Below are 14,043 nucleotides of genomic sequence, written 5' to 3'. Positions count from 1 at the left end.
TAGCAATATTCTAGGACTTTTTTTTATACATATCATTTTCCTTTTCTACCTTTGCACAACCTATGACAAAACAAAACGAAACTTATCCAAGAGAAGAAAAACTAAAAGCAAAAAGGCTTATAGATGAATTATTTATAACAGGTAAATCTGTTAGTAAATATCCCCTTCGCTTGGTGTATATTGAAGTAGATGAAGAGGAAGCTCCGCCGTTTCAAACGGGTGTATCTGTATCAAAACGCTATTTTAAAAAGGCGGTTGACCGCAATTATTACAAGCGTTTACTCCGAGAAACCTACCGCAAAAACAAACATCTTCTCGTTGATCATATAGATAAAAAAATTGCTATGATGCTCTTTTATCAAACCAAGGATCGGTTAAATTATCAGGAAGTAGAGCACAAAATGAAAGGGTTATTTGAAAAATTCATCAAACAACAACAAGCAACCCCTACAGAAAGCGAAAATAAAACGATTTAATTGCGTTTCTATTCGCAATCACCTCAATATAGCTTGCATGTTATTTAAAAGGCTTAAATCGCCTTATTTAACCTAGATATCAATAAAAAAGCCGAGAAATATCTCGGCTTTTTTTATTGAACTATTTTTAACGTTCCCATAATAGCTTCCAATTCTAGCATCACATTGCGCTTACTCATGGAGGGATTATATGTAAATCCTTCTATTATAAGATAATATCCGTCTTTTTTGACAATATAGGATAGATAAGGTCCTCCCATGAAACTATTCTCCATATCCCACGTTCCTTTTACTTCTGTAATTTCTTGTCCTTTGAGTTGAATAATTGTATGAAAAGGTTCAAAATCCACACTCATATTCATAAATGTATCGGGTTCTGAAGAATGAATATACTTTCCTACAATCGAATCCCTCAAATAATCCATATCCAAAACAAACGCTCTTTGAGTGGTATAAGGCTTAACTACCTCAAAGGGCAAGCTATAAACTAAAATATTGCTATTCCCAGAAGCAATTTCCTTTTTGTACCACACGAAATTATCATCAACTAAAACTCGTTTATACGAAGCTGGTAAGTCTATATTGATATGATAGCGATCGTGTAACAACACCGTTTCATATAATGGTCCTTCTTTGATACGCTGCTGTATAGCTAGAATTTCTTGTTGATGAAATCGGTTGATAATTGAATCTTTGTATTTCAAAAAAGTAGCAATAATACTCTTGCTATCCGTACCTTCGATTAAAAAATAACTCTGAGGTTGTGCATATTGATCCACAAGCAATTCAAAATTATTTCTATTTTCACGCATAGAAACATATACAATATTCTTTTTGCTTTTTGTTGTATTGTCGAAAATACCCGGTGACTGCTGATCCAAATCAAATCGAGGTTCAGCGGGAATAATTCCATCGATACCTGCGGCTAAATAATTGCGAATGGTATCTCCTACATCACTCAACCACAAATCGTCGTCCATGACCAACAAAACGTGATTAATCTGTCCTTGTGAAGGAGTTTGCATGTCTTTTTTCTGCATGGGATTTTTACAGCTCATGCAAAACACAAAACAAATGATATAAAATACAGTCTGCTTCAACAAATGACTTAATTAATTCTCAACTTCATACCAGGTTGCAACATCGAGTTATCGCTCATATTATTCAGTGCTTTTAATTTCGAAATTGTTACTCCTGGTAAATTTTTACTGATTGAATAGAGTGAATCGCCTTTTTTAACAACATAGAATCCATTCGTAGAAGCCTGAGCCACGGTAGATTTACCTACCACTAACTTTTTACCTGGATAAATAACATTCGTTTTCATGTTATTTAAACGCTTCAATTCAACAATAGATAATCCATATTTTTTAGCGATAACGCCAACACTTTCACCTTTTTTAATCGTGTGATATTTATTGCGAACCCCCGATGTTTGCGCAATGGCAATATCATAATTTGGTTTCTCTTTTCTATCCTCTTCAAAATCTACATACGCATAGATTTTTTCTTCATTTGAAACTAACATACCTGCTTTATCCAGCGGCAAACGCAAGAAATGCAATTCACTCGAAGAATAGGGAACCACTTTCAACTTATACGTTGGATTTAAGAATTCTAATTCCTCCTGACTAACATCCAACAACTTAGATATTTGATCAAAACTCATCATGCGTTTTACAGCCACAGTATCCGTTTGAACTAATTTCATTGGAATATTAGCATTGGCCTTTATACCATGTTCTTTTGCATATTCAAAAATATACATGGTAGCGTAAAAAGCAGGAAGATAATTTTGTGTTTCGCGTGGTAAATTTGGTCGAATATTCCAATAATTAGTCAAACCATTAGAGCGGCGAATTGCTTTAGATACGTTACCTGGTCCAGCATTATACGAAGCCAATACCAAGTCCCAATCGCCGAAAATCTTGTATAAATCACCTAAAAATTTAGCAGCTGCTTCTGAAGATTTTAAAGGATCAATACGATCATCTTTAAACGAAGAAACTTCTAAGTTATACTGTTTACCAGTAGCATACATAAATTGCCATAAACCCGTAGCCCCCATATGCGAAACGGCTTTTGGATTTAAAGCTGATTCTACAATAGCTAAATACTTAACTTCCAATGGAATATTATTTTTAGCTAGTTGTTCCTCAAACATGGGGAAATAATATTCAGAAAGTCCTAATAAACGCTCAAATGACTTCTTTCTTTTCTTTAAGAACGACTTAATTAGGCGTTCCAAAGATTCATTATACTCCACATTAAAGGGGGTTTTTTCATTCATCAACGCCAATCTTTCTTTCAAAACTGCCGTTGTTAATCCATCCCATTCACCATCTTCATCACTAAAAAACTCTTCACTGGTCAAGTCTTCGCTCATCTCTTCAAACAAATCTTGATTGATCAATTCATCTAGCCAAAGCTTCTCGATGCGTTCGCTAGTAGAATGATTAACAAAACTTGCTTTAATAGAATCCAAATACACTTGTGGATCTAATTCTTTACTTTTTACTTCACTTCCTTCTGTTTGTTCTTGTGCACTTAACGTTAAAGATAATAGGCTAAAGAGGGATAACGCTACTCCTTTGTAATTCATAATTTTATATTTTGAAAATAGGGTATAGCCACATCCCGTAGCTATACCCTAAGATATTATTCTTGTATTGCTTTTATACCAGGCAATATTTGTCCTTCTAACATTTCTAACATAGCTCCTCCTCCAGTCGATACATAACTCATTTTTGGAGCTAAACCAAATTGCTTAACCGCTGCAACAGAATCTCCACCTCCAACTAAAGAGAATGTTCCATTTTTAGTAGCTTCAGCAATGAAGTTTCCTAGTTCAATGGTTCCATTGGCAAATTTATCCATCTCAAATACCCCTAACGGTCCATTCCAAAGAATTATTTTGGAATCCAAAATTACTTTTTTCAAACTAGCTAATGTTTTAGGACCTACATCAAGTCCTTGCCATCCCGCAGGAATTGCATTTACATCAACGATTTGTGTATTCGCATCTGCAGCAAATGCATCTGCAGCTACCACATCTATTGGCAAGTGAATTTGAACATTTTTCGCTTTCGCTTGTTCCATAATGCGCAAAGCCAACTCTATTTTATCGTCTTCACAAAGTGAATTTCCAATACTTCCACCTAATGCTTTTACGAAAGTAAAAGCCATTCCTCCTCCAATAATCATATGATCGACTTTATCTAAGATATTTTCGATAATCGTAATTTTAGAAGAAACTTTTGAACCACCTAAAATAGCGGTCACTGGTTTTTCAGAACTATTCAAAACCTTGTCAATACTTTCAATTTCTTTCGCTAATAAATAACCAAAACACTTATCATTCGGGAAAAATTTAGCTACGATAGTAGTAGAAGCATGTGCACGGTGCGCCGTACCGAAAGCATCATTAATATAAAAATCAGCAATTGAAGCTAAAGCAGCCGCAAATTGCTCATCTCCTTTTTCTTCTTCTGCGTAGAAACGCAAATTTTCTAATAAAATAACGTCTCCAGGTTGACTATGTTCTACCGCAGTTTTTACTGTTTCACCAATACAATCAGCAACAAATGTAACTTTAGTTCCTAATACCTCTTCCGTCTTTACAGCAATATGGCGCAGAGAATACGCCTCATTTTTTTCTCCTTTTGGACGACCTAAATGAGAAACTAATATAGCTACTCCTCCATCGTTTATTACCTTATCGATTGTAGGCTTTGCCGCTTCGATACGATTGGTATCTGTTACTTCAAAGGCCTCGTTTAAAGGTACATTAAAATCAACGCGAATTAATACTTTTTTATTTTTAAAATTCACATTATCAATTGTTTTCATAATTGTATTTTTCTAAAATATGTTCTGATTAACGCAAATATAAATCTTTTTAAAATCCAAAAGGCGTTTATTTTTGATTATTCTATATCCATTTCATTTTTTTATGCATCTAGTAAGGAATATTCTTACCTAGTAAACTACTTTCTTCGAATCAACTCCGATTCATCTTTGAATCAGCCTCGAAAAAGAAGCTTTTTTCCAAACTTCATCCCCACTTGATTCAAACCTAATCCAAATTAAGTTAGAATAGTATTGTTGCAAATACGTGCAAAGTTTTCTTTTTTTTGACCTCTTCATACCCAAAGAAATCGTTTATATTTGCATTATGTTATTTTCAGAAATCGTTGGTCAAAACCACATCAAGAATCACTTACTTCAAGGGGCTAGTACAGGTCGAATTCCTCATGCTCAATTGTTTATTGGACAAGAAGGAACCGGAACATTGGCTATGGCAATTGCCTATGCACAATATTTACTTTGTAAAAATATTGGAGGAGAAAACACCGGTGGAAACGAAAGTTGTAACATCAAATTTAATGCCTTAATGCATCCTGATTTACACTTTGTTTATCCTGTAGCTACAACCAGTGAAGTAACCAAACATCCAACCAGTGATAAATTTGCGGAACAATGGAGATCATTTTTAAAAGCAAATCCTTATGGCAGTCTTTTTGATTGGTATAACCACATTGATATCCAAAATAAACAAGGCCAAATTGGTGTGGATGAAGCAGGTGAAATTCTGAAAAAACTAGCTTTAAAATCCTATGAAGGAGGATATAAAATTATGATTATTTGGATGGCCGATAAACTCAATACAGAGGCTTCCAATAAGATTTTAAAAATTTTGGAAGAACCGCCTGCCAAAACTATTTTTATTTTAATTGCCGAAAATGAGCAAGCCATTCTACAAACGATTTTATCGCGCTGTCAATTATTGCGATTTAACGCATTAAACAGCGTTGAAATAGAGCAAGCACTGATGGCTAATCAGCATTGTGATGCACAACAAGCGGCATTACTTGCCCGTCAGGCACAAGGCAATTACAACAAAGCCTTACAATTGGTTTCCAATGCTTCTGACGCTGCTGATTTTGAACAAAAATTTGTCACTTGGGTGCGTGCTGCTTTTCGAGCAAAGGGCAATGCTGCAGTAATTAAGGAATTGATCGAATGGAGTGAAGATTTAGCAACCTTAGGAAGAGAACAACAAAAGCAATTTTTAGAATTTTGCATTGAATTGTTTAGACAAGCTCTTTTGTATCATTATCAGTCGCCAAATCTAGTATACTATCAAACATCTGTAGATAAATTTAAGCTTGAAAATTTTGCTCCTTTTGTCAATGGTGCCAATATTGATGAGATTTTTGAAGAACTATCTCAAGCAATGTACCACATCGAGCGCAATGGAAATAGCAAAATGATTTTCACTGATTTATCCATCAAATTAACGCGTTTGATCCACAAAAAATAGCGAAACTATTCTGTTTCGCTATCAGGTATTGTACGTTGGTATAATTTTAATTCTTCCCAAGTAAATTCATTATTTGAGGCATTTTTTATTTCCGCAAGGGATTTGCCTTCATGTTCCGTAAATACTTGCTGTAATCGCTCTATTTTACCTTGATCTAGCACTTCATTCAATTGGATTTTACCATCTGAAATCAATTTAGCTAAATGCGAAAAAATAGTTGTTGGTGTTAACTTGCGTTCTTGTGCAATAGCATCAACGCGTAGTCCATCCATCCACAGCTCATACGTAATAGCAAAGGTACTTTTCTTTTTTTCTTTCTTCTCCTTGTCTTTGGTCTTTAAATCTTCAATTAAATCGTAATCATCCTGTAAATCCAAACGACTCGTACGCAAAAGAGAAGCAATATGTGTTAGGTGATTAATGCGGTACTCACCGACCTCTAAACTTCTTAAGTTTTCTTTCGTTAAACGCTCTTTTTTGATTACTAAATCTACAATTTGTTTGGCTTTTTTTACATCTAATACTGCTTTTATAGTCTGATCTTCTAAGGCTTCTAATTCAGTAAAAAACGTTTTCATTTGCCTTTTTCCCCTCACTTGGGCCATAGTAAATAACAATTCAAACACCACGTGGTCTAAAGTTGGGAAAAAATAGGCATAGGCCTTATCTACGCGTTCTTTTACAAACTTGATATCCACAGTGGGTTCAAGAAAAAGGCGCTTCAATTGAATAATAAATTTATCTGCTAACACGGTCAATTCTTCAAGCGTTTGAACAATTTTCACCGTCCAGCTCTTAAACTCACTCTTTTTACTTCGTTCAGCTTCATCATTATAGGAATACAAGTGATTGCGCCAATTTTGACTTAATCCTTTCCAAGAAAAAGCTTCTTGAAGTCGCTCTTCTAAGAAAAGCAAGGTTTGCTTGTGTATTTCTTCTTCTAATGTCTCTTTATCGGCCTTATTTTTGGCGTACTGCATCACATCGTAGTCATTCTTTAATCCATTCATCTGAATAGGCGTCAAAAGAACCAATCCTTGCAGTGATTTCAAACGAGATAGGGCAACATAAGCCTGACCTGGTAAAAACACCTTAGAAACGTCTAAAATCGCTTTTTCAAAGGTTAATCCCTGACTTTTGTGTACCGTAATCGCCCAAGCCAATTTTAAAGGGTAATGCGTGAACGTACCCAAAAGCTCCTCTTCTATTTCCTTGGTATTTGGATTGACTTTATAGCGAATGTTTTGCCATTCGTAGCGTTCTACTTCAATGATTTCATTTTCTTCAGGGAATTTGACATAAATCTCGCTCGGACTTAATTTGTGAATGATTCCCATTTTTCCATTATAGTACTTCTTCTCAAAAGACAAATCGTTTTTAATAAAAATGACTTGTGCCCCAACTTTCAATTGCAATTGATTTTCAATGGGATATATATTCGTAGGAAAATCCCCTACTACTTCCGCTTGAAAAGCATGTGATTTTGCTTCTAAGGCATCCAAAGAATTTGAATTAATGGAATCCGCTTTGGCATTATGTGTGGTTAACGTAATATAGCCTGTATGTTTTTGTTGATCAAAAGTAGGATTAACATACTGGTTGAGCACTTGCAAATTAGCTGGTGTAATCGTATTATTTCTCAGATTATTCAAAATCTGAATAAAGGCATCATCAGATTGGCGATATACTTTATCCAATTCAATATACAACGGTGGATTGCTTTGGATGACATTGGAATGAAAAAAGTAAGAACCTTCGTAATAGCGACGCAACACTTCCCATTCTTCATTTTTCACTACTGGAGGTAATTGCAGCAAATCTCCAATAAACAACAATTGAACTCCTCCAAAAGGTTTGTTATTTCGCCTAATGGTCTGCAACATAAAATCCATCGCATCTAATACATCCGCACGCAGCATACTCACTTCATCGACGATCAGCAATTCTAAATTGAGAAAAAGAGATCGACGCATATTACTCATTCGAAAATGCTTCTTAATCGAAACGCGATTTTCAAACTTGACATATTCACTAAAAATGGGAGGATTAACAGCATCTGGAATAAATGCAGCCAATGGAAAATGAAAAAAAGAATGAATCGTAACACCCCCAGCATTCAGTGCTGCAATCCCCGTAGGTGCAACAATAACGGTGTTTTTATGGGTGCTATTGACGATTTCTTTCAACAACGTTGTTTTACCTGTACCAGCCTTACCAGTCAAAAAAATGGACTGTTTGGTCTCGTTGATAAACTGCAAAACATACGTGGCTTCTCTAGAAAAATTTTCCATTTTTTGAGGTAAGATAAAACTAAAATTGGTTTAAAAATAAAAATAGTCCCAAGAATACTTAGGACTATTTGAATACTATATGTAATTAACTATACTTATTTTTCTTCTTTTACAGCTGGTGTAGTTTCTTTTTTACCATCTACTGTGCTAGCTGCTGCAGAACCTTGGTATTTTGCATTTAATTCTTTGATAATATCTTCTGTGATATTATACTCGTCTTTACCGTAAATCACAGTAGAAGCCTCTTCTGTATTAAATACATAATCTAAATTCTTTTTCTTCGCATAATCAGCAATGTGAGATTTTACTTTCTTTACGATAGAATCCATCTCTTTTGTACTTTCAGCTTGTAACTCTTGGAAAATAGTTTGTTGCTTCACTTGTAACTGTTGCTCTCTACGTTGTAACTCCCCTCCTTTTTGTTGAGCCCATGCTTGACCTTTTTCAGCAGCATTTGTTTGGAAGTTTTGAACCTCGCGTTGAAATTGTGCAATTTCTCCTTCGAAAGCTTTCCCTTTCTCTTCCGATTTTATTTTGTATTTTGATTCGATATCTTTTACCTCTTGATATTCTGTCATTAATTTAGAAGAATCAATATACGCAGTTTTAAATTCTGTTGTAGCAGCAGTGTTTCCATTGTTGTTACAAGAAACTAACAATCCCGCTAATCCTAATACGAAAATACCTTTTTTCATTTTTGATTTTTTTAAAAACATGTAAAATTAAAAAAACTTTTAATGTTTACTACATTATTTCAATTTATATCTAACAATAAATAATATTTATATATAAATTAATTTACATAAATAAAACCTATCAAAACAGGATTTTATAGCTTAAACTACATCCATTATCTTTTTTTATCCATATCTACACTCCACTAATGAGTAAAAAGTGTCTTAAAACGCTTTAAAATAATTTCTAAATCTCCTTTTTATGCTTTTATGCACAAAACTAAAGAAACTATTCTGTTTTAGACAAACAATAAATTAATGAGGAATATTCCATTGAATTTCTTGCTTCTATATTGGAACGCAATCCAACAAGAAATGCTTTGATCCAATTTTTCTTTCCCGTTTTATATTCTTCTGATAAAAGGGAAACATAAAAGCTATCAAATAGCATCGGTTGTAATTCATCAACTTTAAAATTAAACTGCTCAAAAATTATAGCGATTGATTTTTGAGAAAAATGCCAAAGGTGACGAGGTGCATCAAAAGCAGCCCAATACTCTTTATAATACATTGCATCGTATGATTTATAATTGGGAACTGCAAGAATCAATTTTCCTTCTGGTTTTAATAAACGACGAAGTGCTGTTATTTCTTCTTCCAAATTTGGTACATGTTCTAAAACATGCCAAAGGGTAATCACATCGAAAGCATGATCAGGAAGGTCACTCAATTGTTTTGCGATTGTTATTCCTTTTTCAGTAGCTAGTGCGCTTGCTTTATCATTGGGTTCAAATCCTGTTGTCGTCCAACCTCTTTTTTTTGCTTCTACTAAAAAATCTCCTGTACCACACCCAATATCCAAAAGTGAACCGACTGTATTATTTTGCTTAAATAATAAATCTACTTTTCTGCGCAACGCAATTTTTTTCACTCCTTGATATAAACGTTCAAATAAATTTCGCTTTCCATCAGTATGCGAAATATAATTTTCACTTTGATAATAATGACCTAAAACATCATTTGATGGAATTGGATCTGTTTGCAACAAATCATATGCACGATTATAGTATAAAGAAAATATTTCTTGAGAAACAGTATAATCTTTTACTGTCAAAAATTTTTCATCTTTTGTAAAATTCATGTCTTTCATTTCATCCAAACTAGTTCCAATTTTTTGATGATCCCTATCCAAAAAATAAATAAAACATTGACCATCGACTTTTCAAATTTAAAATTTATTACCACAAAAGCATCTTCTTTTTCGAATTAATATTTGATTTAATTTTTCCAATAAATTTACTTTTTCCTACTTCAAAACAAAATGCATTTTTCTATTTCAAGTCTATTTTTTGATTTCAAATTCGAAGAGTACTTGGAACAACTAAATTATTTTTTTTCGTTCAAATCGTAAATTAAAAGTTGCACTTCCAAGTTCATTTTTTGAGTTCAAATTCGAAGAGCAATTGGAACAACTAAATTATTTTTTTCGTTCAAAGCGCAAATTAAAAGTTGCACTTCCAAGTTCATTTTTTGAGTTCATTTTTGAAATGCAATTGGAACAACAAAATTATTTTTTCCGTTCAAAGCGCAAATTAAAAGTTGCACTTCCAAGTTCATTTTTTGAGTTCATTTTTGAAATGCAATTGGAACAACAAAATTATTTTTTTCGTTCAAAGCGCAAATTAAAAGTTGCACTTCCAAGTTCATTTTTTGAGTTCAAATTCGAAAAGCAATTGGAACTACAAAATCATTTTTTTTAGTTCAAGAGATAAATCAAAAATTGCACCTCTAAGTCCAATTCTAAATTTGAAATTCGAAAAGCAATTGGAACTACGAAATCTTTTTTTTTAGTTCAACGAGTGAATTACAATTTGCTCTTCTAAGTCCATTTTTTACTTTCAGATACTTGAATAGAACGTATCAAGCCAATCCTTTTTTTTCAGGATAAAAGACTGTTACAATTTCCTTCTACCTTTCCTTTCCCCTATTTCAACCCACCACATGAATAGGAACGAGTAAATCAACCTATTTCTATTCATAGGCGATTTTCCCTAGTATTCTACTTGATGCTTTACTTTAACTAACGCTGTAATTGATTGTAAAGATGAGAATTAATTTGATACCGCTAAACAAAAAAATAAGGATTGTTCCACGTGGAACAATCCTTATCTAATCCTTTACTCTATTTCTTATCTCCCCATATGGATCAATAGAATTGATATATCTGTAGGGGTTACTCCACTAATACGCGAAGCTTGAGAGATCGTTATTGGGCGAATCTTTTTGAACTTCTCCTTGGACTCAAATGACAGGGAAACGATCTTATCATAATCAAAATTCTCTGGTATTTTAACGTCCTCTAAACGGGTTAATTTATCCGCATTATTCTTTTCCTTTTCAATGTATCCCGAATATTTTACTTGGATTTCTGCCTGCTCTATCACCTCCTGATCGATACCTGTTTCAGCAATATACTCCTCCACTTTTTTAAATTTCAGAATGTCTTCCAATTCAATTTGTGGGCGTGAAAATACCTTAAACATCTTATCCGGTTGACTCATTAAAGAGGATCCTTTCGCTTCTAAAATCGGATTTGCTTCTTCTGTTTTGACACTTGTTTCTTTGAAAAACTCAACGAATTTTTCTGACTCATCACGCTTATATTCCATTCTTCTCATGCGCTCTTCTGACGCTAAACCGATCGAATAAGACATAGGAGTCAATCTAAAATCAGCATTATCTTGACGCAATAACGTACGATATTCTGCTCGAGAAGTAAACATACGATAAGGCTCTTCTGTTCCTTTTGTAATCAAATCATCAATCAAAACTCCGATATAAGCTTCATCTCTTCTCAAGATTAAAGGCTCTTTTTCATGCACTTTTAAGTGTGCATTTATACCTGCCATCAACCCTTGAGAAGCTGCTTCTTCATATCCTGTTGTACCGTTAATTTGACCAGCAAAATACAATCCATCGACCAATTTTGTTTCTAACGTATGCTTCAATTGTGTAGGTGGAAAGTAATCATATTCGATGGCATAACCTGGTCTAAAAATCTTCGCATTTTCAAAACCAGCTACTGCACGTAGCGCTTTAAATTGGATATCTTCAGGAAGCGAAGTAGAGAATCCATTCACGTAAATTTCGCATGTATTCCACCCCTCTGGTTCCACAAAAATCTGATGTCTTTCTTTATCAGCGAAGCGATTAATCTTATCTTCAATAGAAGGACAATAACGTGGACCAAGACTTTTAATACGTCCTGTAAACATCGGAGAACGATCAAAACCTTCACGAAGTAGATCGTGAACCTCTGCAGAAGTATAGGTCATAAAACAGTCTCTTTGCTGTTTTAAAGGCGATGTAACATCCATATAAGAGAACTTTGACGGGTTCACATCACCGCCTTGCACTTCCATTTTTGAATAATCCAACGAGCGCCCATCCACACGTGGAGGGGTTCCTGTTTTCATTCGACCAGCAGTAAAACCAAGTTTTACCAAATCTTCTGTGATTCCAAAAGCCGCACCTTCACCTGCTCTTCCACCACCAAACTGTTTTTCACCAATATGAATTAATCCATTAAGGAAGGTTCCATTGGTCAAAATTACAGTCTTTGCTTTGATAGTTAATCCTAAACTAGTCACTACACCTTCAATCTTATGGTTATTTACCAACAACGATTTTACCATATCTTGATAAAAATCCAGGTTAGGAGTCCCCTCTAACATCAAACGCCAAGTTTCAGAAAAGCGCATACGATCCGATTGCACACGTGGTGACCACATCGCTGGACCTTTGGACTTATTCAGCATTTTAAACTGAATTGCCGTCTGATCAGACACAATTCCTGAATAACCACCTAATGCGTCAATCTCACGCACGATTTGTCCTTTAGCAATTCCACCCATGGCAGGATTACAAGACATCTGAGCGATATTCTGCAAGCTCATGGTAATCAAAAGTGTTTTTGATCCCATATTCGCTGCTGCTGCCGCTGCTTCAGAACCAGCATGTCCGCCACCAACAACAATTACATCATATATATCTTGAAAAATACTCATTCTTAAAAAAATCTAGTCAATTATTGTTCCACGTGGAACATTTTCATCTTTTCTTCTTCTTTTTGACGCATTAAAGCTTCATCTGCTTCTCCCTTATCTTTATATCCACAATAATGAAGTACACCGTGTGCCATAACACGCAATAATTCAACATCAAATGCTACCTCAAAATCAGCAGCATTATCTCGTACACGCTCAATACTAATAAAAATATCACCTCCAACTACCTGATTTTCAGTATAATCGAAACTAATTATATCAGTAAGTGTATCATGATCTAAATACTTTACATTGATATCATGTAAGTATTCATCCGTGCAAAAAATATAGTTGATTTCCCCCGTTAAAAAACCTTCTGAAGCAATAATGGACTCAATCCAAGCTTCATATTGATCTTCCTGTTCGAGTGAAAAATCCAATTCGTAATTAAAAGTTATCATATAAAATTCTAAATATCAGGCAAAGGTACGATGAAAATCAAAACAGCAATACACTGAAATCTAAAAACATTCCTAAATAGAAAGAGCGATTAAAAAAAAATTCACTCCCCTAACATCTATTTGCTTTTCCAATAACTTAAACGCTTCAAAACAGCAAAAAAAAGTTAATACCTCCTCGATTATAAAAATAGAGCTGATAAAACCAAGAATTTAGGATAAACAACGCCTTGTAGTTCGCGTAAAACAAAAAAAATAATTTCAATTCTCCTATACGCAAAATACAGACCTTAGTCTAAAAAGTATCTTCCAAAGATACTACAATAAGCATCAAAACGATAAGAATTGCTTTTGAAATTACCAACAGGGATTAAAAAAAAAAGTGAACACATGACGCTAATTTTGACGGTTCAAATCATACTACAATACTACAACTCACATGATGATCGTTTACGTATTTGAATCAACATTTTAAAAAAAATCCTCTACGCAAATCTCAAGCCTTGAAAAAAAATTAAATCATTACCAACTAAAATTACCTCCTCTCCTATTTTTCGTATTTCGCAAGAAGTTCAAGAAAAAAAAATTTATGTAAACTATGCGCAATGAATAAAATAGAACAATCAAATTTATTTCAAAAAAATGCCCCTTCTATTTTTCGCATTTCAATCCAAGGGCAACACAAAAATTTTTACACGAAATACAAGCGTTCAAAAAAAAAATAAAAGTTTAATTTAGACCAAGCATAAAAAAATGACTACGCGTATTTTTCGTA

At 34.0% G+C, this 14,043-nt stretch carries 10 protein-coding genes; 2 read left to right on the top strand and 8 right to left on the bottom strand.

Features of this window, described 5'->3' with window-relative positions; translation table 11 throughout:
* Positions 1-62 precede the first annotated feature (62 nt).
* Positions 63-476 (top strand): ribonuclease P protein component, encoded by a 414-nt coding sequence (rnpA, locus tag AWV75_RS15820; RefSeq protein WP_060875285.1) that lies wholly within the window; start codon positions 63-65, stop codon positions 474-476.
* A gap of 113 nt (positions 477-589) precedes the next feature.
* Here rnpA and AWV75_RS15815 read toward each other — a convergent pair whose 3' ends face one another.
* The 3 genes from AWV75_RS15815 to AWV75_RS15805 form a co-directional block, all read right to left on the bottom strand.
* Positions 590-1,516: a DUF4837 family protein gene (locus AWV75_RS15815; RefSeq protein WP_060875284.1), complete on the bottom strand. Its 927-nt coding sequence runs from the start codon at positions 1,514-1,516 to the stop codon at positions 590-592.
* Positions 1,517-1,584: 68 nt separating this feature from the next.
* Positions 1,585-3,078 (bottom strand): lytic transglycosylase domain-containing protein, encoded by a 1,494-nt coding sequence (locus AWV75_RS15810; protein WP_060875283.1) that lies wholly within the window; start codon positions 3,076-3,078, stop codon positions 1,585-1,587.
* A gap of 56 nt (positions 3,079-3,134) precedes the next feature.
* The gene (locus tag AWV75_RS15805) at positions 3,135-4,325 is read right to left on the bottom strand and encodes a phosphoglycerate kinase (RefSeq protein ID WP_060875282.1); all 1,191 of its coding nucleotides are present in this window, start codon (positions 4,323-4,325) and stop codon (positions 3,135-3,137) included.
* A gap of 325 nt (positions 4,326-4,650) precedes the next feature.
* On the opposite strand from AWV75_RS15805, the gene AWV75_RS15800 reads away from it, so the two are divergent.
* Positions 4,651-5,799: a DNA polymerase III subunit gene (locus AWV75_RS15800; protein ID WP_060875281.1), complete on the top strand. Its 1,149-nt coding sequence runs from the start codon at positions 4,651-4,653 to the stop codon at positions 5,797-5,799.
* 5 nt (positions 5,800-5,804) lie between these two features.
* Here AWV75_RS15800 and AWV75_RS15795 read toward each other — a convergent pair whose 3' ends face one another.
* From AWV75_RS15795 to ybeY, 5 genes are all read right to left on the bottom strand, one after another.
* Positions 5,805-8,090, bottom strand: coding sequence for a helix-turn-helix domain-containing protein (locus AWV75_RS15795; protein WP_060875280.1), 2,286 nt, complete (start codon positions 8,088-8,090; stop codon positions 5,805-5,807).
* A gap of 95 nt (positions 8,091-8,185) precedes the next feature.
* Complete coding sequence (locus AWV75_RS15790; protein WP_060875328.1) at positions 8,186-8,785, bottom strand: OmpH family outer membrane protein; 600 nt, start codon at positions 8,783-8,785, stop codon at positions 8,186-8,188.
* Positions 8,786-9,053: 268 nt separating this feature from the next.
* Positions 9,054-9,905, bottom strand: a complete 852-nt coding sequence (locus tag AWV75_RS15785) for a class I SAM-dependent methyltransferase (protein WP_060875327.1) — start codon at positions 9,903-9,905, stop codon at positions 9,054-9,056.
* 1,048 nt (positions 9,906-10,953) lie between these two features.
* Entirely contained in the window at positions 10,954-12,831 is a 1,878-nt protein-coding gene (mnmG, locus tag AWV75_RS15775; protein ID WP_082711099.1) for a tRNA uridine-5-carboxymethylaminomethyl(34) synthesis enzyme MnmG, read from the bottom strand.
* Between the two features lie 20 nt (positions 12,832-12,851).
* Positions 12,852-13,271 carry an rRNA maturation RNase YbeY gene (ybeY, locus tag AWV75_RS15770; RefSeq protein WP_060875278.1) on the bottom strand — a complete coding sequence of 140 codons (420 nt, stop codon included), beginning with the start codon at positions 13,269-13,271 and terminating at the stop codon, positions 12,852-12,854.
* Between the last annotated feature and the right edge of the window lie 772 nt (positions 13,272-14,043).

The organism is Myroides odoratus (assembly GCF_001549985.1).
In the GTDB taxonomy this organism is placed as follows: Bacteria; Bacteroidota; Bacteroidia; order Flavobacteriales; family Flavobacteriaceae; genus Flavobacterium; species Flavobacterium odoratum_A.
This window is presented reverse-complemented; position numbering and strand designations above follow the sequence as displayed.

Coding starts and splice junctions, on each gene's coding strand:
- ybeY (WP_060875278.1), bottom strand. CDS start 13,271: ATGATAACTTTTAATTACGAATTGGATTTTTCACTCGAACAGGAAGAT.
- AWV75_RS15805 (WP_060875282.1), bottom strand. CDS start 4,325: ATGAAAACAATTGATAATGTGAATTTTAAAAATAAAAAAGTATTAATT.
- AWV75_RS15785 (WP_060875327.1), bottom strand. CDS start 9,905: ATGAATTTTACAAAAGATGAAAAATTTTTGACAGTAAAAGATTATACT.
- AWV75_RS15800 (WP_060875281.1), top strand. CDS start 4,651: ATGTTATTTTCAGAAATCGTTGGTCAAAACCACATCAAGAATCACTTA.
- rnpA (WP_060875285.1), top strand. CDS start 63: ATGACAAAACAAAACGAAACTTATCCAAGAGAAGAAAAACTAAAAGCA.
- mnmG (WP_082711099.1), bottom strand. CDS start 12,831: ATGAGTATTTTTCAAGATATATATGATGTAATTGTTGTTGGTGGCGGA.
- AWV75_RS15810 (WP_060875283.1), bottom strand. CDS start 3,078: ATGAATTACAAAGGAGTAGCGTTATCCCTCTTTAGCCTATTATCTTTA.
- AWV75_RS15815 (WP_060875284.1), bottom strand. CDS start 1,516: ATGCAGAAAAAAGACATGCAAACTCCTTCACAAGGACAGATTAATCAC.
- AWV75_RS15790 (WP_060875328.1), bottom strand. CDS start 8,785: ATGAAAAAAGGTATTTTCGTATTAGGATTAGCGGGATTGTTAGTTTCT.
- AWV75_RS15795 (WP_060875280.1), bottom strand. CDS start 8,090: ATGGAAAATTTTTCTAGAGAAGCCACGTATGTTTTGCAGTTTATCAAC.